We start from the raw sequence: 24,910 nt of genomic DNA, 5'->3' as shown, positions 1-24,910 counted from the left end.
GGCGTCCGCGTATCCGCCCACCGCCCTCACCACACCCAGGAGGTCACATGTCCCTGCCCCCCATTCCCGGAGTGAACGCCGACGACGTGCGGACGGAGCTGACCCGCGCGCCGGAGCGGCTGTCCGGCAACGCCACGGCCGCGGGCCACCGGGCCGCCGCCGTCCTCGGCCCCGACGTCGCGGCGGACGACTGGGGCCGGCCGCCGGACCCGGAGCGCCCCCACCCCGTCGTCCTGGTGCACGGCACTCTCGGCGACCGGCAGTACGTCTGGCGGGAGGCGGTGCCCGCCGTCAAGGCCGCCGGGCACCGCGTCTTCCGGCTGAACTACGGGGAGATGCCGAGCCTGCCCGGGCTGTACGGCCTCGCCGACGTCCGGCTGTCCGCCCGTGAGCTCGCCGCCTTCGTCGAGCGTGTGCTCGCCGACACCGGCGCGCCCAAGGTGAACCTCGTCGGGCACTCGCAGGGCGGGATGCTCCCGCACTACTACCTCAAGTACCTCGGCGGCGCCGACAAGGTGCACCACGTGGTCGGCATCGCGCCCAGCAACCACGGCGTCACCGTGGAGGGGCTGACGGCACTGGTCCGCCAGGCGGTCGGCGTGCGGGACGTCGTGGAGGAGCGGATGCTGTTCCGGGTGAGCCCGGCCTTCACGCAGCTGCTGCACGACTCGGAGTTCATCCGCGAGCTGACGGCCCACGGCGACACCGTGGACGGGGTGCGGTACACCGTCATCTGGTCCACGCGGGACGAGGTCGTCCAGCCGCCCACGTCCCAGCGGCTCACTCCGTCGGAGCCGGGTCACGAGGTGACCAACCTGTGCCTGCAGGAACTCGCCCCGGACAACAGGGCCACGCACATGGCGATGCCGTACGACCCGGTCGTACTGCGCGAGGTGGTGCGGGCGCTCAACGGCTGAAGCGGCACACACCGAACGGTGGGGTGCGGCCCCGAAGGCCGCACCCCACCGCCGTGTCGACCGGGTCAGTACGCCGTGCAGCGGCCCTTCTCACCGTTCCAGAAGCACACCTGGCCGACCACGTCGAAGCCCGCGACGCCGTTGGGGTCGATCTTGTCGAAGCGGGGGACGGGGATCTGCAGCCCGTTGATGCCGTCACCGGCGAGCGGTCCGCTGGTGACGGTGCGGTCCGGGACCGGACTGCCCTTCTTCAGCTCGCCGTTGAAGTAGAGCGAGCCCCCCTCTCCGGTGTTCCACACGCCGCTGCCGGTGCCCTCCACGGAGAACGTCGGCACCGGCAGCGCGCCGAACCTGCCGGTGCCCTGGACGTGGAAGACGATGTCGGTCAGCTCGGACGCCGCTCCGTCCGGCGAACGGCAGTCGCGGTAGCCGATGTACCCGGTCACCTGCGCCTCGCGGACCAGCACGCCGAGCGGCGGGCTGAAGTTCACCTCGGCGTCGAGCCGGCACACGAGGTCGGGCACGGGCGCCGGGTCGGCCGCCTGGGCGGCGGCCTGTCCGCCCGGGGCGAGCAGGCCGAGGCCGGCCAGCAGGACGGCGGGCAGCAGCGCCCTGCCCAGCCGGGAGCGGCGCGCCGTGCGCGACGGCTTCGGGACGGTCTTCATCTGCTGGTGTCCTCCCTGTCGGATCATGCGGTGACGGTCCCCGAGCGCAGTACCTCGCTCGCGGAGCCGAGGTGGCGCGAGAGGTCCCGGTAGGACTCCAGGACCCCCGTCTCGGTGTAGGCGATGCCGCGCTCGGCGCAGAACCGCTTGACGATCGGGTAGGCGTGCCTGAGCGCGGAGCGCGGCATGCCGGGGAACAGATGGTGTTCGATCTGGTAGTTGAGGCCGCCGTAGAAGAAGTCGCCGATCAGGCCGGTGGGCAGGGTGCGCGAGGTGAGCACCTGGCGTTCCAGCCAGCTCCACTCGCCGCCGGTCCGGGTGGGCAGCCCCTTGTGGTTGACGGCGAAGGCCAGCCCGAGCAGGTAGCCGAGCAGCCCCTGATGGATCGTCAGGAACAGCAGCACGCTGGGCCAGGGCAGCAGCCAGAACAGCGCGCCGAAGAACAGCACCGCGTGCAGGGCCATCAGGCCGCCCTCCAGCCAGGGCCGGCGCAGGGCGCGCCGGCGCAGCGCGATGACCCCGGCGATGCGCAGCACCACGGCCTCCAGGCCGAGCAGCGGGAAGAACAGATGGCGCTGGTGGGCGGCGAGGAACCGGGCCAGGCCGGTGCGCTGCCGGGCCTGTTCCGGTGCGAAGATCGCGACCCGGCGCAGGATGTCGGGGTCCAGCTCCAGGTGGTTGGGGTGGTTGTGGTGCCGGTTGTGGTGCTGCACCCACCAGCCGAAGCACACGCCGAGCATGAGGTTGCCGTGGATCAGTCCGAGGGCCCGGATGGTCTTCTGGGAGCGGCTGATCTGCCGGTGTCCTGCGTCGTGCAGCAGGAAGGCGAGCTGTTCGTGCCAGACCGCCAGCCAGAGCGCCGCCAGGACCACCTGCCACCAGGCGTGGTCGCAGAGCGCGAGCGCCGCCCAGCCGGCGGCGTTCATCAGCCACACCGTCGCGATGGCGGTGGCGTACTGCCCCTTGCGGGGCCGCATCAGCCCGGCCGCCGTGACGCGCCGGGTCAGTTCGCGAAAGTCCTCCTCCGCCGCGCCCCGTTCACGCGGTGCGGAGTCGACTGCCGGGATGTCGCTCATCGGGGTGACACCAGCCCTTTCGTTCTCGGTGATGTGCGGGGTCGCAGGGCAGCGAGTGAGCCGCGGGGGCGCGCCTCACGGCGCCAGCCCCATGTCGGCGAGGCGTGCCCGCTGGGTGTTCTGGGCCCACTCGGCGGCGGTCAGCATCCGCTCCTCGGCGGTGGTGTCGGCCAGTCGGCGACCCGGCCACACCTCGTACGCCCCGGCGAGGTCCCGGTGCTCCTCCAGGCCCTGCTGGTAGAGCTGTTCGCGCCGGAGCGTCAGTTCCGGTACCGGCAGCCCGGACCACAGCCCCGTGCCCCGCGTGATCAGTTCGCCGATGCGCTCCCGGTCCTCGGGGTGGCGTTCCAGGTGCCGCCGGACGACGGTGGTGCCGACGGAGAGGTGGCGGATCTCGTCGATGCCCGCGGCCCGCTCGATCTGGGCGGCGGCCGGGTCGAACGGCCACCACTTGCGCTCGCTGAGCTCCGCGGTGGGGGCGAGCACGCCCTCGACGAGGACCGTGAGCGTGATGACTCCGCCGATGTAGTCGCGCTCGTCCCGCAGGACGCGGAGCCCGAACTCCTCCAGCGGCGCGAGGATCGCGTCCCGGTCCGCACCGGCGAGGTCCTCCATGACCGTCTCCAACTCACGCTCTTGGACACCGAGTTCGAGAAGGTGGCCACGGAAGGCGTAGGCGTGCCGGGCCTCGTCCATCAGCTGGGTGGTGTAGAAGTCCATGCCGGCGAGGTCGGGGGCGTGGGCGACCAGGTAGGAGATGGCGCGGGCGGCCTTCTCCTCGGCCATGGAGCGGAAGGCCAGCTCCTGCATGACCGCCTGCCGCAGGGGTCCTTCGCGCAGCATGTGGTCCGGGACCGTGACGTCCGGGGTGCGGCCCATGGGGTCCCCGGCGAGCGTGCCCTCGGGCACGGCGCGGAACCAGTAGCCGAGGTCGCAGCCCTCCGGTGTCAGGTCGGCGTGGAGTGCGCCGTCGAGCAGGCTCGGGGCCCGGTTCCGGTCGGCCTCGGCGGGGATCTCGGTGGCACGGGCCGGGTCGTGGGCGATGGATGTGGTCATGTCTGCCTTTCTGATCACGATGGAGGCGGGCGCCGCGCGGTCTCAGACGGCCTTCGTCAGCCGCATGAGGCGCCATACGGCGCCGGGAGTCACTCCGCCCTGGAAGGCCAGGTACTCCGGTTCGATCTGCTGCGGCCGCCATTTGAGCTTGAAGGACTCCTGGGTGGCCGCCGGGTAGATCGCCCGGCCCTTGGCCGCCACCAGCTCCAGACAGCGCCGCAGCGCACCGCTGGTGGGCCCGAAGTCGCAGGCGTCCCGACGGAGTTGCACGAAGGGGGTGAAGCCCAGGTGCAGCCAGGCGCAGTCCTCGTCCTGGAAGCGGCGCAGCGCCGTGGCGAAGACCAGCTCGACGGTGCCAGGCGGTGCCTCCGGCCGGCGCCGCGTCAGGTCGTAGAGCCATCCCGCGCGTTCGCCGAAGACGGGCGAGTACGACACGTAGGCGACCGTCCGTCCGGCGTGCCGGGCGGTGAACAGCCGACGGTGCGGTGCCCCGGGGCCGCCGCGTTCGCCGATGAGGAAGTCCAGTTCCTTCACATGGCGGCCCTTGTCCCGCAGCCAGGCCCGGTCCACGGCGTCGAGCGCGGCGGTGACGATCGGTCCGTCGCGCTCGGCGGCGGTCACCTCGGTGACGGTCACGCCCTCCCGGCGCGCCCGGTTGACCATGTTGCGCACCTTGACCATGCGCTGCCCGCCGAGGCCGTAGCCGTCGAGGTGGATGCTGAAGGAGGCGCCGAACTGGTTGACGGTGAAGCCGTGGCGGGCGTGCAGTTCGGCCGCCGTGCGGGAGAGCTGGACGGCGGTGACCCTGCGGCCGTCGCTCGCGGCCTTCGCCAGCAGGGCGGTGAGCAGCAGCTCCTGGTCGCGCGCGGCGCAGACCGGTCCGCCCAGCGCGAACAGGTGCCGTCGGCCGCCCTCCCGGTAGGGCACGAATCCGTCGATGCCGGCCCCCCGGAAGCGGTGGTTGCCCGCGTTCAGGGCGAGGAAGGCGCTGCTGTGGCCGGCGTGGCGGCGCAGCATGGCGTAGGCCTCGTGGTCGGTGAGGGCCCGCGGGGGCCGCGGTGTCGGGCGTGCCTGCCGGGTGCTCATCGGGTGGCCGCCTGGTGCCAGGGTACGGAGGCGAAGTCCCGCAGCGCGGACTGGACCGAGGGGTGCGGGCGGGGTTCGAAGGACACGGTGAAGGACTTGACGAAGTTGCCGAACAGGGCGCGGTCGCCGAAGAGGTGGATCGGCAGCACCAGCAGCGCCCACTCCCAGCCGTGCAGCAGGACCCAGGCGCCGAGGACGGCGCCCTGCACGCTCAGGCTGTGCATGGTGTTGTAGAGCACGTAGTAGACGCGGGGGATGCGCCGGTCGGGACTGCGGTGGTAGGCGACGGCGCCGGGGACGTAGCCGATGAGGTCGACGTAGAGGAAGAGCACGGCGGCGACCCACCAGCGCACCTCGGCGAGGTGGGCGAGGAAGAACCCGGCGGCCACGAACAGCCCGAGCAGGTACTCCAGGCGCAGCAGCCGGTAGGTGGTGGGGGTCTGGCAGAGGTTGTGGCCGTCCATCGCGGTCACCGTCCGCCGGCCGGCCGGGTGGCGGTCACCAGGAGCATGCTCTGCTTCTCCAGGCCGGGATGGGCGGCCAGGTGGGGGGCGAAGCGCTCGACGGCGTACGGCAGGGCGAGCAGGTCGGCGACCTGAGCCTGCCAGCCGCGCTCGCCCCACCAGTGGTCGGCGTCGGCGAGGTGCCACACCCACGGTGTGCCCGAGCCGGACAGGGCCTCCAGCCAGGGGCGGACGAAGGGCGAGTCGGCGGCGTCGGCGTTCAGGCACTCGGCGCCCAGCGTGCTGCCGGGTGCGGACAGTTCGCTCGCGACGGCGACCAGCCGGTCCACGGCCTCGGGCGCCAGGTAGAACAGGAGTCCCTCGCACAGCCAGGCGGTGGGCCGGCCGGGGTCGAACCCGGCGGAGAGCAGCGGGCCGCGCCAGTCGGCGAGCAGGTCGGCGGCGACCGGGACGCGGCGGGCGACGGCCGGGGGGTGGCCGGCGACGATCCGCTCCTTGAAGGCGTGCACGGCCGGCAGGTCGACCTCGAAGAGGTGGACACCCGCGGGCCAGTCGAGCCGGTGGGCGCGGGTGTCGAGCCCCGCCCCCAGCAGGACCACCTGCGAGCGGCCCGCGCGGGTGACGGCGAGGAGGTGGTCGTCGAAGAACCGGGTGCGTACCGCCAGCCAGTCGGGCAGTACCTGCTGGAGCACACCTCTGCCCGGCGGGCTGCCCGCCTTCCGGGCGCGGGCCAGGAACTCGGCCGCCAGCGGATCCTCGAAGAGGGCGTCGGCCCGGACGGACTCCTGGGCCCGCATCCGGACGGTCCACAGGGCCGTCCCGGAGACGCCGTCGAGCGCGTCGGCGGGTGACGGCGCGCTCTCGTGCCCGTGAGAGGTGTCGTCGTGCTGAGGGAAGTTGGGCATGCGTCGGGATCCTTCGCGGGAAGTGGTACGAGGGAGCTGGTACGTCGCGTCGTGGCGCGAGGTGCGTGTGCCGGGCCGATGGCCGGCGCGAGGTCAGCGCGGCGAGCGGCGCCGGTCGAGCAGGAGGGCCGCCGCGCCCAGCGCCATCAGGCCGCGCGAGGGCGACCACGGGCGCTGACCGCCCATGGCGGCGGGGGTGTACGGCTCGTTGACCTGGAGGGCGAAGCGGCGGTTGGCGGCGTCGGCGAGCACCCCGCGCCACTGCTCGGGGCCGGAGGTCACGGCCGTGAGCAGGTCCATGGTGTTGCGGGCGACCTGGTCGAGGGAGAAGTACTCGCGCAGCAGGGAGACGATGATGCCGCGCACCTCCGCCTTGAAGACCTCCGCGAGGGCGATGTCCGGTGCCAGGCAGCGCACCGACCCTTCGAGGTTGGCGAAGGACTTGCCGAGCAGGGAGATGGACGGCGCGGATCCGATGCCCCGTCGGGTGGCCTTCTCCAGGACGGTGGTCAGGGACACCCCGAAGTTGATGTCCTCCAGGGAGGCGGTGGCGACCTTGGGCACCAGGGCGGCCATGTCGGAGGCGAAGGCAGGCAGGTTGGACCAGGCGGTGACCCGGCCCATGTCCGCCCAGGCCCAGGCCAGCCCGTGGCCGTCGTTCTGCGCGATGGACATCAGCAGCGGCAGGAGCCGCAGGCTGGTGCGCCGGTCGAGCCGGCCGACCATGCCCCAGTCGATGAGGGTGGCCGGGCCGCCGGGCTGGGCGAAGACGTTGCCGGCGTGCGGGTCGGCGTGGAACATCCGGTCGACGAAGTAGCCCCGGTACATGAAGCGCAGCAGGTCCTTGCCGATGTCCATGCGCTCCCGCTCGCTGAACATCCGCCGGTCGACGTGGCGCACGGAGCTGCCGGGCGCGAGCGACTGCACCAGCACCTTGGGTGTGGCGTGCACGACGCGGGGCACCTCAAGGGTCGGGTAGCGGCGGATGTTCTCGCGGGCCTCGTCCATGTTGCGGGCCTCGCCGGTGAAGTCGAGTTCGGGCTCCATGGCGTCGAAGATGGAGTCGAGCATCGCCTCGACGTCGATGACCTCGTTGAAGCGGGGTGCGGTGCGCGCCACGATCCGCGACGCCTTGCGCATCAGGGCCATGTCGGCGCGTACGGCGTCCCGGATGCCGGGGCGCTGGACCTTGATGACGGCGGGCCGTCCACCGGGCAGCCGCACCTGGTAGACCTGGGCCAGCGAGGCGGCGCCGAGCGGGCGGGTGGTGTCGACGTCGTCGAAGCACAGTTTCCAGTCCGGGCCGAGTTCCTGCGCCAGCACGGGTTCGAAGACGGAGAACGGCTGGACGTCGACCTGGTCGTGGAGGTTCTGCAGTTCGGCGATCATGGTGGGGGGCACCATGTCGGGGCGGGTGGACAGGATCTGCCCGAGTTTGACGTAGAACGGGCCGAGGCTCTCCAGGGCCTGGCGGACCGCTCGCGCGCGGCGGGCCCCGTCCTCGCCGGGGCGCGCGTCCGCGTCCGGGGAGGCCCGGTCCCGTCCGGACTGCCGACGGGATCGCGCCAGTTGGCCGACCTCGTCGGTGACGAGGCTTCCCAGCACCTTCACCACCAGCCGTAGCCGGCTGCCGAGCGGGGCACTCATGTGCCGCAACCTCCTGATGTCTGACGGGACATGTCGGTTCTGCCGGTCCTGCACCGGGCGGGAGGTGTGTCCGCCCGGTGTGCGCGGGGCGCCGGGGACGGGTTCAGCTGCCCTTGCGGGCGGCGGGCGTGGTTGCGCCGGCGAGCGGCCCGGCGACCTTCTGGACGTTCTCCAGCACGCTCGCCAGGTTGGCGACGAGCTCGGTGAGCTGGGCGAGCTGGCCCGGCAGCTGGGCCAGCCCCGAGGCGACGTCCGCCGCTCCCGAGACGGCCGAGGCGGCGCCGCCCGCGACCTGGCCGAGCGCGGCGAGGGGGTTCGCACCGCCCGACAGGGCCCCGAGCGGGTTCGCGGCACCCGCCGCGCCGGTCAGGGCGCCGAGCGGGTTGGCGGCCGCCGGGGCGAGGGCCGCGAGGGGGTTGGCGGCGCCGGCGACGGCCGCCAGCGGGTTGCCGCCCGCGCCGGTCAGCACGGCGAGCGGGTTGGCGCCGCCCCCGGCCGCGGCATTGGCGGCGTTGGCCAGCGCGGCCACGGGGTTGGCCACTCCGCCCAGGGCTGAGAGCGCGCTGACCGTCCGGAGGACGTCGCCGGGCAGCCCGGTGAGCGCCTGGTAGGGGTTCAGGGCACCGAGCCAGTCGCCGGAGTTGCGGTCGTCGTCCTTCCGGTCGAGCAATTCGTCGAATGCCTTCTTGGTGCTGTCGGCGATGTCGCCGATGAGGTCCTTGATGGTGTCCTGGGTGTTGTTCTTACCCACGGCCGTTTCCCTTTCTTTTGCCCCTCGGAATAAAAGGGGTGCCATCACGTAATTGCTCTCGAGAATCCAGGGGCCGATGCCGCAGAATTTCACGTGACCCCGGGAGTGGATTCAAGTCGGATTCCTCGCGCCCCCCTTCAGGCCATGACGCCGTCCAGTGCGCGGGCGCACACCAGGCGCAGCCGGGCCCGACCCCGTGTGAAAGCACCCTCGGCGGCTTTGACCGAGATCTGGTGCATGCGCGCGAATTCCAGCGTGGAGATCCCCTGGGCGCGGGCGAGCACCACCTGGCGCTCCCGTCCGCGCAGCAGATCGACCTGTCCGAGGAGCCAGCGCCCGAAGTCCTGGTCGCACACGCCCTCGTCCGGCAGTTCGGGAACGCGCGCCTCGGCCGCGCGGCGCAGCAACCGATGGCGTCGTTCCTGCTCGCGGTAGTGATCGACACACAGACGCAGGGCGACCGAGGTCAGAAAGGGCCCGATTCGCTCGCGGTCGAGGTTGCCGTGCGCGGCAGCCCGGAGCATCGCCTCCTGTACGCAGTCCTCCGCGTCCTGGGCGTTCGGCAGCCGGCGGCGGACCAGTCGCATCAGGCGTTCACGGTGGCCGGCGATGACATCCCAGGAGAATTCTCGCTGAAACTCTTTTGCACGATTGAGCTCTTCAGAACAGTCCACGAAATCCCTCCGCCCGTCACCCCGGAAAATGTCCTGCACGGGACATCAGCAAACAAGGGAAGGGGACGTCCACTCATCCGCGTGAAGATGGCCAGACGGCGGTACGCGGCGTTCCGCTTTGTGTTAATCTCACGGAGGAAAGAGGCCGTGGGGTCGATTTCCAGAAACCCTTGGCGAATAAATCCGGCCAGCCGAAACGTACCGGCAGACGCGGAAACGTGCCAGCACTGGGGAAAGCGTGACGGAACCCGGGACACACGGCCGGGGCGCGAGGGCCGGCCTCACCGGCCGTACCGGCATCACGGACGGTACGGCCGCATCACTCGGGCAGTTCCACGTGGCACGTCTCCCCCGGCCGGACCTGGACGGCCCGGTCGGCCACGCGGACGTCGATCGGTGAGCGGTCGGAGTGGGGCACGGCGATCTCCGTCCGGCCGTGCTCCAGTCGCAGCCGGACGCCCCAGTGACCCTGGTAGCGAAGGGAGAAGCCGTAGGAGGACAGCTCCGGCAGCGGGGCGGGATCGAGCCGGAGCGCGCCCTCGCGGGTCTCCAGGCCGGGCAGTCCGCGCTGGACCAGGTCGAGGGTGCCGGCCATGGCACCGAGGTGGATGCCCTCACCGGTGGTGCCGCCCTGCAGGTCGGCGACGTCGCCGCGCAGGGCCTCCTGGACGAAGGTCCATGCCTCGGAGCGGCGGCAGCGCGCGAGCACCCAGCCGTGCACCAGGCCGCTGAGGGTTGAGCCGTGACTGGTCCGGTCCAGGTAGTGGTCGACGGTGCGCTGCCAGAGTGCCTCGTCGAGGTGGTGGCCCAACCGGCCGAACAGCGCGATCAGTTCGCAGGGCGAGAAGAGGTAGCCGAGCATGAGCACATCGGCCTGCTTGGACGCCTTGTAGCGGTTGACGGTGTCGTCCTCGGCCTCCAGGATCCGGTCCAGGCGGCGGATGTCGTCGTAGCGCCTGCGGTAGCCGGCCCAGTCGAGTTCCTCCAGGTCGCCGTATCCCTCGAACTGGCTGATGACGCCGTCGTGGAAGGGCACGTACAGCGTGCGGGAGATCTCCTCCCACTGTTCCAGTTCCGCGTCGTCGAGGCCGGTGCGTTCGACGAGTTCGCGCCGGCGCGGCTCCGGCAGGGCGTGCAGCAGCTCCAGGGCGCGGGCGAGCACCCAGGCGGCCGTGACGTTGGTGTAGGCGTTGTCGTCGAGGCCGGGCCGGTCGGCGTCCGGGTAGGCGTCGTGATACTCGTCGGGGCCCATCACGCCCAGGATGCGGTGCCGCCCGAGGCCTTCGTCCCAGGTGGCCGAGTCGCCCCAGAAGCGGGCGACCTGAAGGAGGATCTCGGCGCCCTGAGTGTGCAGGAAATCGGCGTCGCCGCTCGCCTCGCAGTACCGCCACACGTTGTAGGCGACGGCCGAGCCGACGTGCCGCTGCAGGTGCGAGTGATCCGGCAGCCAGCGCCCGGAGTGTGGATTGAGGTGCAGCCGCTGCGTCTCCTCCCGGCCGTCGCTGCCGCTCTGCCACGGATACATCGCGCCCCGCCGGCCGGCCGCGCGCGCCGCCGAACAGGCCTGTGTCAGGCGCCGGTGGCGGTAGTGCAGCAGGGCGCGGGAGACCTCGGGCAGGTGCAGGTTGAGATACGGCAGGACGAACAGCTCGTCCCAGAAGACGTGCCCCCGGTAGGCCTCACCGTGCAGTCCGCGGGCGGGCACGCCGACGTCCAGGTCCGCGGTGTGCGGGGAGAGGGTCTGCAGCACGTGGAACAGGTGCAGACGCAGGATGCGACCCGGCTCACCGGGGACGTCGATCTCGGTCAAGCGCCACAGCTGGTCCCAGGCCGCCCGGTGGCTGCGCAGCAGGTCGTCGAAGCCGGGCGCCGTCTCCACCCGTTCGGTCGCGGCGCACCGCGGGTCGCTGATGGCCGGGTCGCGCGAGGTGTGCACCACGGCCGTCTTGTCGACGGTGACGGTGCTGCCGGGCTCCACTCGCAGGCGCACCATCTGGACGGCGCGCGGATGCTCGTGCCGGGTCGTGACCGGTCCGCCGCCGGTCAGCCGGGTGGCCATGCCGATCCGGATGTCGGAGGTACGGGTGCGGCAGCGCAGCCACACCGTGCCGGGCTCGGCCGAGCCGGTGTGCACATGGGTGAGGTGACGGCCGTCCAGGTCCCGGTAGCGGGGCACCCCGGCATTGGTGACGCCCCCGTCGATCGCCGCCTCGACCTCGAGGTCCGCCGTGAAGCCCTCGGCGGTGAACTCGGTGCGCAGCGCGGCCAGATGCGGATCGGCCATGTGCACGATCCGCTGCTGGCGCACGGTCAGCGCCCGTCCCTCCCCGAGCCCGAAGCGGGTACGGCGCTCCAGGAGACCGCAGTCCACGTGCAGGATCTGCTGGTGCTCGAGGACGGTCGCCGTGTCCGGGGTGAGCCAGTCGCCGTCCGCAAGCCGGAAGCGCAGCGGCAGCCAGTTGGGCAGGTTGACCATGTCCTCGTTCTCGACCTGACGGCCCGCGACCTCGGAGGTGAGCCGGTTGTAGCAGCCCGCCACATAGGTTCCCGGGTAGTGCACGCCGTCCGCGTCGCACTCCGGCAGGGCCCCGCGGGTGGCGAAGCAGCCGTTGCCCAGCGTGCACAGCGCCTCCCGCAGGCGCTCCTGGGCAGGGTCGTAGCCCTCGTACTCCCAGGTCTCGGCCGTCAGGGTGGTCGTCACCGCCGTCACCGCCATCACCGGCCCTCTCCGTCCTCGTCCCGCCGCTCTTCCTCGTCCCGCTGCTCTTCCTCGTCCCGCCGCTCTTCGTCGTCCCGGCGCGTCTTCATCGGCCGGCCGCCTCGTGCGGCGGCACGTGGTCCCGTTGTCACCGTCGCATCCGTTGCGCCCGGACGCGAGGGCGGCCCGGCCGGGAGCGGGCGCGGCTCGGGTGCGGGCGGCGGTCCCCGGACGGCGGGGGCCGGGACGCGCCGTGCAGCGTGGGCGTAGACACAGCGACTGCTGAGTGAGGTGGCCATGCAGTTCTCGGGACCGCGAAGCCGGGTGGTCGTGGGTCTGAACGGTTCGCCGTCGTCGTACGCCGCGCTGCGGCGGAGGAGCTCCGCGACGTCTTCGCGGCCGGCCGCCCCGCGCATCTGGAGGAACACCTCGTCGAGGGCGATCCGTCCGAGGTGCCGATCCGGGCGTCCCAAGGGGCGGAACTCCTCGTCGTGGGCGGCCGCGGACGCGGCGGCTTCGCCCGGGCGATGCCGGGCTCGGTGAGCCGGCACCGCGCCCGGCACACGGCCTGCCCGGTGGTGGTGGTCCGGCATGACCACGACGGCCACGCCTTCGACGGCCACGCCCGCTGATCCGGTGATCCGGTGATCCGGTGATCCGGTGATGGTGCCCCCGCACCGTCAACTTGGGATCCATCAGCGCTTCGTGACACCCGGTGCCGCGTCCACGGGCCGTTGTCAGTGGTCCGCGTTACTGTGCCCGCAAGTGACCCTCGGCCCCGTTCAGGAGGCGCTCATGGCATCCCGTCTCAACCCCTACCTCAGCTTCGACGGCACCGCCCGGCAGGCGATGGAGTTCTACAAGGACGTCTTCGGCGGCACCCTGGCCCTCAACACGTACGGTGACGTCGGCCAGCCGGGAGGCGCGGACGCCGACCGGATCATGCACGCCATGCTGGAGACCCCGAGCGGCTTCACACTGATGGCTGCCGACATCCCGCCCGGCATGGAGCACACCCCCGGCACCAACATCACGGTGAGCCTGAGCGGCGACGACGACGCCGACCTGCGCGGCTACTGGGAGAAGCTGTCCGCCGGCGGCTCCGTGGCCGTGCCGCTGGAGACGCAGATGTGGGGCGATGTGTTCGGCATGTGCACGGACCGGTTCGGCATTCCGTGGATGGTCGACATCACCGGCCCGCAGAGCTGACGGGACGTCGTGGCGCCGCCGGGCAGCCGGCCGAAGGCGTGGCCAACGCCGTCACCTGCCCGGTGATCGCGATGCTGCCGTGCGGTGGGCCAGGGCGAGCAGCGGCAGCCCGGCGGCCAACAGGATGGCCAGCGCGGCGTATCCGCAGGTGAGTGTGGCGGTGGCGGCGACGGCGCCGACGATCAGCGGGCCGCCGGCATCGCCGAGTTCGCGGCCCAGTTCGGCGGCTCCCATGGTCTGGCCGAGGCGCTCCGCGGGGGTGGCCGCCGCCAGGGCGGCGAAGCCGAGCGGTGTGATCACGCCGGTTCCGGTGCCGATGAGGGCGGCGGCGAGGAGTACGCCGGCCGGGCCCGGCAGCGTCGCGGCCGCGAGTCCGGCGGCGGTCACGGCGAGTCCGGCCGCCAGCCCGGTGCGCACGGTCAGGCGTTCGGCGTCCAGGGCGCGGCCGGCGCGGGGCTGGACCACGGCCGCGCACAGCGCGAGAACGGAGACGGCCGCCCCGGTGGTGATGGTGCCGAGTCCGGCGGCGGCGCCGGAGACGGGCAGGAAACCGACGCCGGCGGAGAGCGCGGCGGTGGCGGCCGCCAGGGCGCCGGTCGGGCCGAGGAAGGCGGAATCGGCCAGGCGGCGCGCGAGGTCGAGAAGCGTCTGGCGCCGGCGTGGCAGGGGCGGCACGCGCGGGACGGCTGCCGCCACCCAGAGGGCCACCGCCGTGCCGAGCACGGCCAGGACGCCGAACAGCAGGCGCAGCCCGCCCGCCCACACCAGGACGCCGCCCAGGAGCGGACCCGCGGTGTAGCCGATGGACTTGCAGAAGCCGTAGCTGCCGAATGCCCGGCCGTGGGTGGCGGCGGGGGTGAGCCGGGCCACCGTCGCGGACGCCGCGGGGGAGAACGCGGAGGCGGCCGCGCCCTGGCCGAGGCGCGCGGCCCACAGCCATGGCGGGCTGCCGGCCACGGCGTACGCGGCTGAGGCGAGCGCGAAGGCCACGAGGCCGCCGAGGATGACCGGGCGGGTCCCGACGCGGTCGGCGAGGCTGCCGAAGACCGGCTTGAGCAGCACCTCCGCCGCGTCGTACAGGGCGAGGAGCCCGCCGAGCACAAGCAGGGACCTGACCGCGTCGGCGGACCGGCCGCCCAGGTTGGCGGCGATGCCGTGAGCGCCGAAGGCGGTGGTGAACCCGGCCGCGTACAGCGGCCACATCCGCGCCGCCGCGGTCTCGCCGTCGTGCCGGGCGCCTTCCCGCGCGGTGGGTGTGCCGGTCATGCGTCGCCTCCGTCCGCGGCGGGTCCGGCCCGGTCCAGGGCGGTGAAACCCAGTATCCGGCGCGCACCGCAATCCGACGGGCTCCCTGCCACGTATGAACGTCAGAAGGAATTCCCTCGAAGAAGTCCCTTCCAGTGCTCAGCAGGAGTCCCCTTGAACTCCACCTATGCAAAAGACGTCCCGAACTCCACCCATGCCCAAGACGTCACGGTCCTGACCGGCACGGCGGCGTGCTGCGCCGTGGGCAACGCCGTGTTGCACACCCTGATGGTCCCCGATCATCTCGAGGAGAAGTTCTACATCGGCGTCCTGTTCGTGGTGGGCAGCGCGATCATGCTCGCGGTGGCGGCGGGGCTGGTGTTCATGAAGCGCCCGGCGGCGGCCTGGCTCATCGGGGCGCTCGTCAGCCTCGGCATGATCGTCGGCTTCGCCCTGTCCCGCACGGTCGGCCTGCCGTACGGCTATCACGAGGACGGCTGGGAGGCGCCGTACGGTCCCCTGTCGCTGCTCGTCGAGGGCCTCTTCGTCCTCGCGTTCCTGGTGCGGTTCGGCGCCAGGCCACTGCCCCGCACACTCAATGAATTGCGAGATTTCGCAATTCGTTAGATGCTGATTCCGCTGTGCCTGCACATGGTCGTGGGGCAGCTTCTGTGAGCGCCCCGGCCGGGGCCCGTCGGTGAAGCAGAGGGTCCGTGTCCGTACCGCTGTACCAGGCCAAGGCAGAGTTCTTCCGGATGCTGGGGCATCCCGTACGGATACGGGTCCTGGAGCTGCTCCAGGACGGGCCGACACCCGTGCGGGATCTGCTGGCCGCCGTCAAGGTGGAGCCGTCCAGCCTCTCGCAGCAGCTGGCCGTGCTGCGCCGCTCGGGCATCGTCACCTCCCGGCGCGAGGGCTCGACGGTCGTCTACGCGCTCGCGGGCGGGGATGTCGCCGACCTGATGCGGTGTGCGCGCCGGATCCTGACCGAGATGCTCACCGGGCGGCACGAACTGCTGGCCGAGCTGCGGGACGCGGGGGTCCGCGCGTCATGAGGTTCTCGCTCGGCCGGGCGGGGACCCGGTTCGCCGCGCTGCTGCCCGGCCGTACCGACCTGGCGGAGGTACGGCGAGACCCGCGCCGCGACCTGCTCGCGGGTCTCACCGTCGCGATCGTGGCGCTGCCGCTGGCGCTCGGCTTCGGGGTCTCCTCGGGGCTGGGTGCCGAGTCGGGCCTGGCCACCGCGGTGATCGCCGGGGCGGTCGCGGCGGTGTTCGGCGGCTCGAATCTCCAGGTGTCCGGTCCCACGGGCGCGATGACGGTGGTGCTGGTGCCCATCGTCGCCGAGTACGGGCCGGGCGGGGTGCTGACCGTCGGTCTGATGGCGGGCGTGATGCTGGTCGCGCTCGCCGTGCTGAGGGCGGGGAAGTACATGCAGTACGTGCCCGCGCCGGTCGTCGAGGGCTTCACCCTCGGTATCGCCTGCGTGATCGGGCTGCAGCAGATCCCCAACGCGCTGGGGGTGCCCAACCCCGAGGGCGACCGTGTCCTGCTCGTGGCCTGGCGTGCCGTACGGGAGGCCGCCGAGAATCCGAACTGGACCGCCGCCGGCTTCGCCCTGGCGGTCGCCGCCGTCATGCTGGTCGGCGCCCGTCTGCGGCCCACGGTCCCCTTCTCCATCGTCGCAGTGATCGCGGCCACCGTCGTCGCGCAGGTCGCCGGGCTGGACGCGGCCAGGCCGATCGGCGATCTGCCCTCCGGCCTGCCCGCCCCCTCCCTGGCCTTCCTGGACCCGGGCGCCCTCGGCTCGATGCTCGCGCCGGCGGTCGCGGTGGCAGCGCTGGCCGCCCTGGAGTCGCTGCTGTCGGCGTCCGTGGCCGACGGCATGACGGTCGGGCAGAGGCACGACCCCGACCGGGAGCTGTTCGGCCAGGGGCTGGCCAATATCGCCGCCCCGTTGTTCGGCGGTGTCCCGGCCACCGGCGCGATCGCGCGGACCGCGGTCAACGTCCGTACCGGCGCCGGCTCGCGGCTCGCCTCCCTCACCCATGCCGCGGTCCTCGCCGTGATCGTCTTCGCGGCGGCGCCCCTGGTCTCGCGGATCCCGCTCGCCGCGCTGGCCGGTGTGCTGCTGGCCACCGCGGTCCGCATGGTCGAGGTGGGCTCGATCAAGGCGATGGCCCGGGCGACCCGATCCGACGCCCTGATCCTCGTCCTCACCGCCGTCGCGACGCTCGCGCTCGACCTCGTGTACGCCGTGATCATCGGCCTGGTGGTGGCGGGCGCCCTCGCGCTGCGGGCCGTGGCCAAGCAGGCCCGCCTGGACCAGGTCCCGCTGGACCGGGGCGACCACAGCGCCGAGGAGCACGCCCTGCTCGCCGAGCACATCGTGGCCTACCGCATCGACGGACCGCTGTTCTTCGCCGCCGCCCACCGCTTCCTGCTGGAGCTGGCCGAGGTCGCCGACGTGCGCGTGGTGATCCTTCGCATGTCCCGCGTGACCACCGTCGACGCCACCGGAGCCCTCGTCCTCAAGGACGCGGTGGAGAAGCTGGACCGGCGCGGGATCGCGGTGATGACCTCCGGGATACGTCCCGGTCAGCGGCAGGTCCTGGAGTCCGTCGGCGCGCTGGAACTGCTGCGCCTGGAGGGACGCGAGTACGCCACCACGCCCGAGGCGATCGAGGGCGCGCGCACCTATCTGAAGTGCGCGGGCGTGCTGGTACCTCCGCCCGTCCACACCCGCGTGGAGGCGTGATGCTCACCTTGGAGACCCTGCCCCACCGGCACGTCCTGACCGTGCAGGCACGGCCGTCGGCGGTACGGCTGGCCCGGCGGACCGCCGAGCAGGCCCTGGCCGAATGGGGGGTGAACCCAGCCCACCCCACGGTCGGACCGGCCCTGCTGATCCTGAGCGAGCTGGTCACCAACAGCGTCCGGCATGCCGCCGTGCTCTCCCCCCAGGTGACCGTGATCTACGCGGCCGGCGCCGACTGCCTCGCCTTCGCCGTGCACGACCGGCACCCGTACCAGCCGCCGTTGTACGGAGCGGTCACCGGCGCGGGGCGCGCGACGCGCGGCCTGGCGACCGTCATGGAGCTCACCCTCGGCCTCGGCGGCACCGCGGTCGTCCGTGGCGACGCCGACGGCAACGGCAAGAGCATCTGGATCACCCTCCCCCTGTGAACAGGCACCTCCGTGTACAGGAGTGGCTACGTGAGCAGCAGTGACGGCAGCAGAGCGGGCGCTGCGCCTGCCCGGATTCGGTCTGGACGACAGCGCAGGCGAGGATGGGTCCCATGGTGTCGAGACATGGGCGGGTGCGAGGCGTCGGAGACCGGTCGGCGCGACCGGGCCGGTGCACCGGGGAGGCGACGGCGCGATGAGTACGCCGCTGTACCAACTGAAGGCCGAGTTCTTCAAGACCCTCGGCCACCCGGCGCGCATCCGGGTGCTGGAGCTGCTGAGTGTGCGCGAGCACGCGGTGGCGGAGATGCTGCCGGAGGTGGGGATCGAGCCGGCGCATCTCTCGCAGCAGCTCGCGGTGCTGCGCCGGGCGAACCTGGTGGTGAGCCGCAAGGAAGGGTCCACCGTCTACTACTCCCTGACCAGCCCGCACATCGCCGAGCTGCTCAGGGTCGCCCGCACCATCCTTTCCGGCGTACTCGCCGGTCAGGCCGAACTGCTCGCCGACCTGCGAGCCGCCCAGACGGAGGCCAACCCGCCGTCGCAGTGACGACGGGTCCGCGTCGGCCTCTCCCCTTGGGACGGAGTGGGGTCGACGTGGCCCGGTCGGTACGGATCCGGCTGGCCCGGCGTGGGGAGGAAGACGACGGGGTGGCGCTGTGGCGCAGGCAGTACAGGCCGACGCCACCGGGGATGTCGGGCGAGCCGATGCCGGTGGTGCCGAGGACCAGCAGCTCCGCGCCCTCGGCCCGGTGCACGAGCTGCTCACCGGGCCGGCCGTGCAGCGGCGCGGTGAGCACGCGCTGGGGCAGGTTCCGTTCGCGGGCCGGCTCGGTGAGCACGTGCTCCAGCCGCTCCCGGGCCATCTCCAACGGCCCGTCGTCGTACCGCCCGTGACCGGCCGGCGGCTCGGGCGGCTCCTCCCATACGGCCACGATGTCCAGGACGGCGTGCCGCTCCCGGGCCTGGTCGGCCGCCCAGCGCACTGCGGCGCTGCCGGCGTACGACCCGTCGACGCCGACCACCAGCCGGGGCCGCTCCCGACCGGTCACCTTCTGGCCGGGCATATTGCGGCCGGGGCTCGCTCGGCACCCTTCCACGGCTGGACCATGGTGTCCGCCCTTTTCCTCTTGTGGTGGCACTGTGCCCACGGGATCGCACGCGCACCGCGGGCCCCTTGCCTGCGGTGCGGCATCCCGACGCCACTGTCCGTGACCCCGGCCCGGCCACGGCATGGGCCATGCGTCCCTCCCGGCGGACGGACGGCCCCGTGGTGGTGGACCCGGCAGGTCCCGGCTGCGCGGGACAGGGCCGACCGGCCCTATCCCGTCGCGGCGGCCGCGCAGAGGATGGAGGGATGCTCCACGACGACGGTTTTCACGCACTCGACCGGCAGGAGTGCCTGCGCCTGCTGGCCAAGGTGCCGGTCGGCCGTGTGGTGTACACCCGGCAGGCACTGCCCGCGGTCCTCCCGATCAACTTCTCCCTGGACACGGACGCCGCCGTGGTGCTGCGCACCTCACCGGCCTCGGACCTGGTGCGCGCCATCGACGGCGTGGTGGTCGCCTTCGAGGCGGACGAGTTCGACGCCACGACGCGTTCCGGATGGAGTGTGGTGATCACCGGACGGGCCACCGTCGTGACCGACCCGGCCGAACACGAACGGCTGTCCAAGGTCGGCCCCGACTCCTGGATGCCGCAACGGAAGGCGGTCTTCGTCCGGATCGAGTCGAAGATGGTCACCGGGCGCGAGCTCGGGGCCGGACTGCGCGCACACTGACCGACCGCCGTGCGGCGCGACGACCCGGCGGCAGCCGAACCGTCGGTACGAGCTGTCGGCCGAGGTGCTCAGCGGCCGACACGGTCGCGACGACCGCGAGATCTCCGCGTCCACCACGCCCTCGCCCGCCCGAAGACCGGGCTGAGCGTCCTCGAGGCCGCCCTGGGCGCCATCGGTCGGATCGCCGTGCCCACCCCGTCCCAGCCCTGAGGAGTCACCCGTATGCCCGCCACCGTGATCACCGACCTGGCCGCCGAGCTGACCGTGCCCGAGGACGGCACGCTCAGCCGCGTGCTGTACCGCGACGACCGGCTGCGCGCGGTCGGCTTCGCCTTCGCCGCCGGACAGGAACTGACCGAGCACACCTCGGCCCTGCCCGTGGTCATCCAGGTCGTCCATGGTCACCTCGACCTCGTCCTCGGTGGGGAGAGGACCGAGGCGCGGCCCGGGAGCTGGATCCACCTGCGCGCGGCTCCCGCACACCGTGCGTGCCACCGAGCCCAGCGTCATGCTGCTGACCATGCTGCCCGGCGCCGAGTCGCCCGCGTCCGGGACGCCCTCCGCGGACTGACCCCCCTTTCCGGACGGAATCGGCCCCTCTGGCCCGTCGTCCGGGGGGCCGATTCCCCTGTCACGGAGGTGTGCCTGTCCCCGCACCGAGCCCCGGCCAAACGAGCGTGTTGTCGCCGGTGCGGCCGGCGAACCAGTCCGCGACGTTGCCCACGCTGGTCTCGGCGATCTGCCCCACCGCGTCCCGGGTGAAGTACGCCTGGTGCGAGGTGACCAGGACGTTGCTGAAGGTCATCAGCCGTGCCAGGCGTTCGTCGGTCATCACCTCCAGCGACTTGTCCAGGTAGAACACCCCGGCCTCCTCCTCGTAGACGTCGAGGCCGACCCCGCTGAGCCGTCCCGCGCGCAGGGTCTCCAGGAGCGCGTCGGTGTCCACCAGGCCGCCCCGGCTGGAGTTGACCAGGATCGCGTCGTCCTTCATCAGCGCCAGGGCGCGTGCGTCCACCAGGTGATGGGTGTCCGGCAGCAGTGGCACGTGCAGGCTGACCAGGTCCGCCTCGGCGAACAGGCGCTCCCGCTCGACGTACTCCATGCCCAGGGCCAGGCAGTCGGGGTTCTCGGCGACGTCCCAGCCCAGCAGCCGCATGCCGAAACCGTGCGCGATCCGGGCGAACGCCGTCCCGATCTTCCCGGTGCCCACCACTCCGGCCGTACGGCCCCGCAGGTCGCGGCCCATCAGCCCGTCGAGCCGGAAATCGAACTCCCGGGTGCGATGCGCGGCACGCACGATGCGCCGGTCGACGGCCAGCGCGAGCGTCCAGGCGAACTCGGCGACCGAGTACGGCGAGTAGGAGGACACCCGCGCCACGGTCAGCCCCAGTTCCTCGGCCGCGGTCAGGTCGATGTTGTTGTAGCCGGTGGCCCGCTGGGCGATCATCCTCGTTCCGCCCTTCGCCAGCGAACGCAGGACCTCGGAGTCGAGGGTGTCGTTGACGCTGCTGAGCACGACCTGGTGGCCGGCCGCCGTGGGGACGGTGTCCCGGTTCAGGAACAGCCCCAGGCAGCGCAGCTCATGACGGCCGTCGAACTCCTCGTCGAACGCCTGGCGCAACAGCGGCTCCTCGTCCAGGAGGACACCGTAGGCGACGATCTCCACTGCTCTCCTCTCCTCGCGGGGGGGGTGACCGGTCTCCGTCGGGTCAGGCAAACCTGGTGACGACGTACTCGGTGAGGCCGAGCAGCCGGTTCCTGTGACCCCACTCGTTGTCGTACCAGCCGAAGACCTTGACCATGTCTCCGTGCGCCTGGGTGAGCGATGCGTCCAGGACGCACGAGGCGGGATCGGCCGACGATGTCACGGGAGACGATCGGGGCGTCGGACACGCGCGGATCCCCTTCAGCGACCCCTCGGCGGCCACCCGGAAACGGCGTTGACCTCGTCCGTGGCCCTGTGATCAGGGACCGAAGGCCCCTCTTCGCGCCGTTCCCGGGCTCGCGCGGTGACCTTGGCTCGCGCGGTGACCTTACGTCTCCACGGTCGTGAACCGGCGAGAGCAGTCGAGGCACTGGCGGCGCTTACGGATCCACGTGTCGTCGTCTGTCGTACGGCTGTCGACGACGCGGCTGTCGGGGTACCTGCAGAAGGGGCAGTGCATGGACCCCACCCCCTCCTCACCCTGCGGCTGAGCGGGGCAGAAGTGCCCACGAAGCCGCGAATCCGGAGGACACAAGCGTTCCCTGCCGGGGCCGACCTCGAGACATCCCGGCGGACAGCTCGGGCCTCACCGAACGCCAGGCGCCGCGTGATCGAGGTCATCAGGGACTCGGTGCAGCGGCGCGGCACCGTGCCGCCGTCCATGCGGGAGATCGGCCAGGCCGTCGGGCTGTCCAGTACCTCCTCGGTGGCACACCAGCTCATGGTGCTCGAGCGCAAGGGCTTCCCGCGGCACGATCCGCACCGCCCACGCGCGCACGAGGTGCAGCGGCTCGGACCAGCTAGCCACGCGACAGCCCACGGACACCGCGGACAAGCCCGCCGCGTCCTACGTCCCGCTGATGGGCCGGATCGCCGCGGGCAGACCGATCCTCGTCCGTCGAAGACGTCTTCCGCCCTGACGCTGGCGGCCTCAGGAGAGGAACTGGGCGAGTGCGCCGGTGACGACAGCGGCGAGGGTGAGGACGGCGGTGAAGGCGGTGGCGGCGCGCATGAGGGCGGCGGGGTACGTGGCGCCATCGAGGCGGGCGAGTGTGCCCGCGGCCGCGGCGGCCAGGAGCGCGAACACGACGACCAGGGCGGCGCCGAGCAGGACGATGGCGATGTGGTTCACGGCTATCTCCCCGTAAACAGGCGGGATGTTGACGTGATCGAAGGTCGCGGAAACGATGTTCGCCGTGGTCCGGCCGGACGATGATGAACACCGTTGAACACACAAGGCTGGGGGTCCATGTGGGCGGGGGATCCGATGAGCGTGCGGTGGCACTCACTGAGCTGCGTAAGCGCTGGAAGACGCTCTGGCCCACGAGGGGCTGACCAAGACCCAACTCGCCACCCGAACGGGACTGGGACGCACGACCATCCAGGCGGCTTTCCAGCTCGACGGGCCTCTTCCATCTGCCGCGACGGTCGCGGCGCTCGCCGGCAAACTGGACCTGCCGGTCGAGCAGCTGCTGGAACTGCGACGGACCGCGGCCGGCGAGGCCGATCCTTTGCATGTGCCGGATGAGGGGCTCGGCAAGCCGATCGGGCAGTGGGATCCTCACGACCTGGAGGTCCATCCCGCCGGAACCGCCACCGCCGCAGCTGGCTCCGCTGCCCGGGCGCAGCGGGCGCTGCCCGGCTATGTGCGCCGCGCCCACGACCAGGCCCTGGCCGAGGCGGTGGGTGATGCGGCAGGGGGTCGCAGTCGGATGCTGGTGCTGGTCGGATCGTCTTCGACCGGCAAGACGCGGGCGTGCTGGGAGGCCGTCCAGCTACTCGCCGCCGAGGGGTGGCGGCTGTGGCACCCCTACGATCCGACCCGGGCCGAGGCCGCGCTCGCCGACCTCGGCCGCGTGGGGCCCCGCACGGTGGTGTGGCTCAACGAGGCCCAGCACTACCTTGGCCATCCCCAGGCCGGCGAGCGCATCGCGGCCGCACTGCACACTCTGCTCACCCACACCGACCGCGGGCCGGTCCTCGTCCTGGGCACCTTGTGGCCCGAGTACGCCGACTCATACACGGCCCTGCCCGTCCCCGGGGAGCCCGATCCGCATAGCCGGGTCCGTGAACTCCTGACCGGACGGACCCTCACGGTCCCCGACGCCTTCGGCAAGGAAGCGCTCCATGCCGCTTCCGCCCTTGCCCAAAGCGGCGACCGGTTCATGCAGGACGTCCTCACCCGCGCCCACGCCCACGGTCGGGTCACCCAGGACCTTGCCGGCGCACCCGAACTCATGCGCCGCTACGAGCACGGCACTCCGCCCGTCAAAGCCCTGCTGGAGGCCGCGATGGACGCCCGCCGCCTCGGCGTCGGACTCCACCTCCCTCAAGCCTTCCTCATCGATGCCGCCACCGGCTACCTCACTGACGACGACTGCGACCAGCTCACCGAAGACTGGGCCGAAGCCGCCTTCGTCGCTCTCGCACGCCCCGTCCACGGCAAACAAGCCCCCCTGCGCCGCACCGCTACCCGCCCCCCGCGCATTCTGGCACCGACCACGACGCCCGTTACGGTGTCAGGACCCGTCTTCCGCCTCGCGGACTACCTCGAACAGCACGGTCGCACCACTCGCCGAAGGCTCTGCCCGCCCGCCTCCTTCTGGCACGCTGCCCACACCCATCTCACCGACCCCGACGACCTCCGCAACCTCGCCACCGCCGCCGACCATCGGCAGCGCTTGCAGTGGGCCCACCACCTCTGGCGCAAGGTCTCTGACGCCGGCCACCTGGATGCCCTGACCGACCTGGCGCGGATGCGGGAGCGGGCCGGGGACCGGGCGGGCGCCGAAGCCTTGGCCCGGCAAGCCGCCGACGCCGGCGAGGCCTCTGCCCTGTTCAGCCTGGCGTGGATGCGGGAGCGAGCTGGGGACTGGGAGGGCGCCAAAACCCTCTACCGGCAGGCCGCCGACGCTGGCGAACAGCTCCTTGCCCCGGAGAGGCTGTGGCCGTACGGACTCGACGCGAGGAAGCCGAGGGTGGTGTAGCCCTCGAGCATGGGGTCGAAGGCGGTGGTTCCGGGTTGTTCCATCTGGAACCAGTGGTCCATCAGCGTCAGCGCCGAGAAGCCCGTCTCGTCGGCGGCGCGGGCGGTGGCGGTCAGTACGGAAGGCAGCGCCTGGGGGCCGCCGGGGACGTCGAACCTGGGCAGATGTAGCGCAATATCCATATTCCTCAGGTCACTTCCCGGTCGGGTGTGAGTCGGGGGTGATGACTCTGCGGACGGCTTCGACCAGGGCGGCCCGGTGGGCGGCCAGGCGGTCGGCCGAGGTGGGGTCGGCGCCGTCGGCGGCCAAGAGGTCGGCCGGGCTGATCAGCCAGCTGGCCGCCATGCCCTGGACGAGGACGAGCAGGTCGGTCGCCGGCAGGCCGCTCGGGTGCGCGGGGCCGTGCTGCCCGGCCATGGCCTGCACCTTCGAGGTGTAGACGTCGGCCGCGTCCGGTCCGATGGCGGGGCGTTCCAGCTGGCGCCACAGGCTCAGCCGCAGCGCCTCGGGGTGGGTCAGCAGATGATCGAACATCCGGCCGGCGTAGCCGGGCAGGTCGTCCTCGGTGACCGGGACCTCGGCGATCAGTGTTCCGATCACATGGTGGAGGACGGCGCTGAACAGGCCCTCCTTGTTGCCGAAGTAGACATAGATCATCCGCTTGTTCGCCGCGGCGACTTCGGAGATCCGCTCGATGCGGGCCCCTGCGAAGCCTCGTGCGGAGAACTCCTCCACGGCGGCGTCAAGGATCTTCCTGCGCGTGGCAGCGGCATCTCGTGACATGGCCCCACCTTAAGTAAATAACCAGTTATTGACAATCTCGGCGATCGGGTGTCTGCTGGTAAACATCCGGTTAGTT

25 protein-coding genes and 3 pseudogenes are annotated in these 24,910 nt (G+C 72.1%); 11 read left to right on the top strand and 17 right to left on the bottom strand.

Annotation, left to right across the window (positions count from 1 at the left end):
• Positions 1–47: 47 nt before the first annotated feature.
• Positions 48–917, top strand: coding sequence for an alpha/beta fold hydrolase (locus tag IE318_RS02600; RefSeq protein WP_189895810.1), 870 nt, complete (start codon positions 48–50; stop codon positions 915–917).
• A gap of 65 nt (positions 918–982) precedes the next feature.
• Here IE318_RS02600 and IE318_RS02595 read toward each other — a convergent pair whose 3' ends face one another.
• From IE318_RS02595 to IE318_RS02550, 10 genes are all read right to left on the bottom strand, one after another.
• Positions 983–1,609 carry a hypothetical protein gene (locus tag IE318_RS02595; protein ID WP_189895809.1) on the bottom strand — a complete coding sequence of 209 codons (627 nt, stop codon included), beginning with the start codon at positions 1,607–1,609 and terminating at the stop codon, positions 983–985.
• The gene (locus IE318_RS02590; RefSeq protein ID WP_189895808.1) at positions 1,606–2,658 is read right to left on the bottom strand and encodes a fatty acid desaturase family protein; all 1,053 of its coding nucleotides are present in this window, start codon (positions 2,656–2,658) and stop codon (positions 1,606–1,608) included. The genes IE318_RS02595 and IE318_RS02590 overlap by 4 nt, the downstream gene beginning before the upstream one ends.
• Positions 2,659–2,733: 75 nt before the next feature.
• Positions 2,734–3,714 carry a ferritin family protein gene (locus IE318_RS02585; RefSeq protein WP_189895807.1) on the bottom strand — a complete coding sequence of 327 codons (981 nt, stop codon included), beginning with the start codon at positions 3,712–3,714 and terminating at the stop codon, positions 2,734–2,736.
• 42 nt (positions 3,715–3,756) lie between these two features.
• Positions 3,757–4,800, bottom strand: coding sequence for a DUF2156 domain-containing protein (locus IE318_RS02580; protein ID WP_189895806.1), 1,044 nt, complete (start codon positions 4,798–4,800; stop codon positions 3,757–3,759).
• The gene (locus IE318_RS02575; protein ID WP_030166687.1) at positions 4,797–5,264 is read right to left on the bottom strand and encodes a membrane protein; all 468 of its coding nucleotides are present in this window, start codon (positions 5,262–5,264) and stop codon (positions 4,797–4,799) included. The genes IE318_RS02580 and IE318_RS02575 overlap by 4 nt, the downstream gene beginning before the upstream one ends.
• 5 nt (positions 5,265–5,269) lie before the next feature.
• The gene (locus IE318_RS02570; RefSeq protein WP_189895805.1) at positions 5,270–6,169 is read right to left on the bottom strand and encodes an SAM-dependent methyltransferase; all 900 of its coding nucleotides are present in this window, start codon (positions 6,167–6,169) and stop codon (positions 5,270–5,272) included.
• A gap of 93 nt (positions 6,170–6,262) precedes the next feature.
• The gene (locus IE318_RS02565) at positions 6,263–7,816 is read right to left on the bottom strand and encodes an ABC1 kinase family protein (protein ID WP_189895804.1); all 1,554 of its coding nucleotides are present in this window, start codon (positions 7,814–7,816) and stop codon (positions 6,263–6,265) included.
• 103 nt (positions 7,817–7,919) lie between these two features.
• Positions 7,920–8,567, bottom strand: a complete 648-nt coding sequence (locus IE318_RS02560) for a hypothetical protein (protein WP_189895803.1) — start codon at positions 8,565–8,567, stop codon at positions 7,920–7,922.
• 137 nt (positions 8,568–8,704) lie between these two features.
• Positions 8,705–9,280: an RNA polymerase sigma factor gene (locus IE318_RS02555; RefSeq protein ID WP_229903302.1), complete on the bottom strand. Its 576-nt coding sequence runs from the start codon at positions 9,278–9,280 to the stop codon at positions 8,705–8,707.
• 280 nt (positions 9,281–9,560) lie between these two features.
• Entirely contained in the window at positions 9,561–11,957 is a 2,397-nt protein-coding gene (locus tag IE318_RS02550) for a glycoside hydrolase family 65 protein (RefSeq protein WP_229903318.1), read from the bottom strand.
• Positions 11,958–12,355: 398 nt separating this feature from the next.
• Between IE318_RS02550 and IE318_RS44665 the strand changes: the two genes are divergently transcribed.
• Both IE318_RS44665 and IE318_RS02540 read left to right on the top strand, forming a co-directional pair.
• On the top strand, positions 12,356–12,571 hold the full coding sequence (locus IE318_RS44665) for a universal stress protein (RefSeq protein WP_229903317.1): 216 nt from the start codon (positions 12,356–12,358) through the stop codon (positions 12,569–12,571).
• Positions 12,572–12,734: 163 nt separating this feature from the next.
• Entirely contained in the window at positions 12,735–13,148 is a 414-nt protein-coding gene (locus IE318_RS02540; protein WP_189895802.1) for a VOC family protein, read from the top strand.
• A 51-nt stretch (positions 13,149–13,199) separates the two neighbouring features.
• Here the strand turns inward: IE318_RS02540 and IE318_RS02535 are convergent, their stop codons facing one another.
• Entirely contained in the window at positions 13,200–14,351 is a 1,152-nt protein-coding gene (locus IE318_RS02535) for an MFS transporter (protein ID WP_189896418.1), read from the bottom strand.
• 216 nt (positions 14,352–14,567) lie between these two features.
• Between IE318_RS02535 and IE318_RS02530 the strand changes: the two genes are divergently transcribed.
• The 5 genes from IE318_RS02530 to IE318_RS02510 all read left to right on the top strand — a co-directional run bounded on the left by IE318_RS02530 (position 14,568) and on the right by IE318_RS02510 (position 18,129).
• Positions 14,568–15,020 (top strand): hypothetical protein, encoded by a 453-nt coding sequence (locus IE318_RS02530; protein WP_189895801.1) that lies wholly within the window; start codon positions 14,568–14,570, stop codon positions 15,018–15,020.
• Between the two features lie 86 nt (positions 15,021–15,106).
• Positions 15,107–15,448 carry an ArsR/SmtB family transcription factor gene (locus IE318_RS02525; protein ID WP_030166715.1) on the top strand — a complete coding sequence of 114 codons (342 nt, stop codon included), beginning with the start codon at positions 15,107–15,109 and terminating at the stop codon, positions 15,446–15,448.
• Positions 15,445–17,151 (top strand): SulP family inorganic anion transporter, encoded by a 1,707-nt coding sequence (locus IE318_RS02520; RefSeq protein ID WP_189895800.1) that lies wholly within the window; start codon positions 15,445–15,447, stop codon positions 17,149–17,151. The genes IE318_RS02525 and IE318_RS02520 overlap by 4 nt, the downstream gene beginning before the upstream one ends.
• Positions 17,151–17,579, top strand: a complete 429-nt coding sequence (locus tag IE318_RS02515) for an ATP-binding protein (protein ID WP_189895799.1) — start codon at positions 17,151–17,153, stop codon at positions 17,577–17,579. The genes IE318_RS02520 and IE318_RS02515 overlap by 1 nt, the downstream gene beginning before the upstream one ends.
• 196 nt (positions 17,580–17,775) lie before the next feature.
• Positions 17,776–18,129: an ArsR/SmtB family transcription factor gene (locus IE318_RS02510; RefSeq protein WP_030166725.1), complete on the top strand. Its 354-nt coding sequence runs from the start codon at positions 17,776–17,778 to the stop codon at positions 18,127–18,129.
• On the opposite strand, the gene IE318_RS46460 is transcribed toward IE318_RS02510, so the two are convergent.
• Positions 18,026–18,646: a universal stress protein gene (locus IE318_RS46460; RefSeq protein ID WP_373311057.1), complete on the bottom strand. Its 621-nt coding sequence runs from the start codon at positions 18,644–18,646 to the stop codon at positions 18,026–18,028. The genes IE318_RS02510 and IE318_RS46460 overlap by 104 nt on opposite strands.
• Before the next feature lie 290 nt (positions 18,647–18,936).
• Between IE318_RS46460 and IE318_RS02500 the strand changes: the two genes are divergently transcribed.
• Positions 18,937–19,359, top strand: coding sequence for a pyridoxamine 5'-phosphate oxidase family protein (locus tag IE318_RS02500; RefSeq protein WP_189895797.1), 423 nt, complete (start codon positions 18,937–18,939; stop codon positions 19,357–19,359).
• 631 nt (positions 19,360–19,990) lie between these two features.
• On the opposite strand, the gene IE318_RS02495 is transcribed toward IE318_RS02500, so the two are convergent.
• From IE318_RS02495 to IE318_RS02485, 3 genes and pseudogenes are all read right to left on the bottom strand, one after another.
• On the bottom strand, positions 19,991–21,025 hold the full coding sequence (locus tag IE318_RS02495; RefSeq protein WP_189895796.1) for a 2-hydroxyacid dehydrogenase: 1,035 nt from the start codon (positions 21,023–21,025) through the stop codon (positions 19,991–19,993).
• Positions 21,026–21,068: 43 nt separating this feature from the next.
• Positions 21,069–21,293, bottom strand: a pseudogene (locus tag IE318_RS02490) (type I glyceraldehyde-3-phosphate dehydrogenase); the annotation flags it as partial.
• Positions 21,294–21,395: 102 nt separating this feature from the next.
• Positions 21,396–21,524 (bottom strand): annotated as a pseudogene (locus IE318_RS02485) (NrdR family transcriptional regulator); the annotation flags it as partial.
• 104 nt (positions 21,525–21,628) lie between these two features.
• Between IE318_RS02485 and IE318_RS02480 the strand changes: the two are divergent.
• Positions 21,629–21,957: pseudogene (locus IE318_RS02480) on the top strand (LexA family protein); the annotation flags it as partial.
• A 38-nt stretch (positions 21,958–21,995) separates the two neighbouring features.
• Here the strand turns inward: IE318_RS02480 and IE318_RS02475 are convergent.
• Complete coding sequence (locus tag IE318_RS02475; RefSeq protein ID WP_189895795.1) at positions 21,996–22,196, bottom strand: hypothetical protein; 201 nt, start codon at positions 22,194–22,196, stop codon at positions 21,996–21,998.
• A gap of 385 nt (positions 22,197–22,581) precedes the next feature.
• On the opposite strand from IE318_RS02475, the gene IE318_RS02470 reads away from it, so the two are divergent.
• Entirely contained in the window at positions 22,582–24,051 is a 1,470-nt protein-coding gene (locus IE318_RS02470; protein ID WP_189895794.1) for a hypothetical protein, read from the top strand.
• A gap of 192 nt (positions 24,052–24,243) precedes the next feature.
• Here IE318_RS02470 and IE318_RS02465 read toward each other — a convergent pair whose 3' ends face one another.
• On the bottom strand, positions 24,244–24,834 hold the full coding sequence (locus IE318_RS02465; protein ID WP_189895793.1) for a TetR/AcrR family transcriptional regulator: 591 nt from the start codon (positions 24,832–24,834) through the stop codon (positions 24,244–24,246).
• Positions 24,835–24,910 lie beyond the last annotated feature (76 nt).

The organism is Streptomyces spiralis (assembly GCF_014654675.1).
Classification (GTDB): domain Bacteria; phylum Actinomycetota; class Actinomycetes; order Streptomycetales; family Streptomycetaceae; genus Streptomyces; species Streptomyces spiralis.
The sequence above is the reverse complement of the archived record's forward strand: the minus strand, read 5'-3'. Positions and strand labels throughout refer to the sequence as shown.

Excerpts from the sequence above, each read along its gene's own strand:
- IE318_RS02590 (WP_189895808.1), bottom strand. The coding sequence starts at position 2,658 with ATGAGCGACATCCCGGCAGTCGACTCCGCACCGCGTGAACGGGGCGCG.
- IE318_RS02540 (WP_189895802.1), top strand. The coding sequence starts at position 12,735 with ATGGCATCCCGTCTCAACCCCTACCTCAGCTTCGACGGCACCGCCCGG.
- IE318_RS02570 (WP_189895805.1), bottom strand. The coding sequence starts at position 6,169 with ATGCCCAACTTCCCTCAGCACGACGACACCTCTCACGGGCACGAGAGC.
- IE318_RS02565 (WP_189895804.1), bottom strand. The coding sequence starts at position 7,816 with ATGAGTGCCCCGCTCGGCAGCCGGCTACGGCTGGTGGTGAAGGTGCTG.
- IE318_RS02535 (WP_189896418.1), bottom strand. The coding sequence starts at position 14,351 with ATGTGGCCGCTGTACGCGGCCGGGTTCACCACCGCCTTCGGCGCTCAC.
- IE318_RS46460 (WP_373311057.1), bottom strand. The coding sequence starts at position 18,646 with ATGCCCGGCCAGAAGGTGACCGGTCGGGAGCGGCCCCGGCTGGTGGTC.
- IE318_RS02575 (WP_030166687.1), bottom strand. The coding sequence starts at position 5,264 with ATGGACGGCCACAACCTCTGCCAGACCCCCACCACCTACCGGCTGCTG.
- IE318_RS02585 (WP_189895807.1), bottom strand. The coding sequence starts at position 3,714 with ATGACCACATCCATCGCCCACGACCCGGCCCGTGCCACCGAGATCCCC.
- IE318_RS02500 (WP_189895797.1), top strand. The coding sequence starts at position 18,937 with ATGCTCCACGACGACGGTTTTCACGCACTCGACCGGCAGGAGTGCCTG.
- IE318_RS02550 (WP_229903318.1), bottom strand. The coding sequence starts at position 11,957 with ATGGCGGTGACGGCGGTGACGACCACCCTGACGGCCGAGACCTGGGAG.
- IE318_RS02520 (WP_189895800.1), top strand. The coding sequence starts at position 15,445 with ATGAGGTTCTCGCTCGGCCGGGCGGGGACCCGGTTCGCCGCGCTGCTG.
- IE318_RS02580 (WP_189895806.1), bottom strand. The coding sequence starts at position 4,800 with ATGAGCACCCGGCAGGCACGCCCGACACCGCGGCCCCCGCGGGCCCTC.
- IE318_RS02600 (WP_189895810.1), top strand. The coding sequence starts at position 48 with ATGTCCCTGCCCCCCATTCCCGGAGTGAACGCCGACGACGTGCGGACG.
- IE318_RS02515 (WP_189895799.1), top strand. The coding sequence starts at position 17,151 with ATGCTCACCTTGGAGACCCTGCCCCACCGGCACGTCCTGACCGTGCAG.
- IE318_RS02595 (WP_189895809.1), bottom strand. The coding sequence starts at position 1,609 with ATGATCCGACAGGGAGGACACCAGCAGATGAAGACCGTCCCGAAGCCG.
- IE318_RS02510 (WP_030166725.1), top strand. The coding sequence starts at position 17,776 with ATGAGTACGCCGCTGTACCAACTGAAGGCCGAGTTCTTCAAGACCCTC.
- IE318_RS02465 (WP_189895793.1), bottom strand. The coding sequence starts at position 24,834 with ATGTCACGAGATGCCGCTGCCACGCGCAGGAAGATCCTTGACGCCGCC.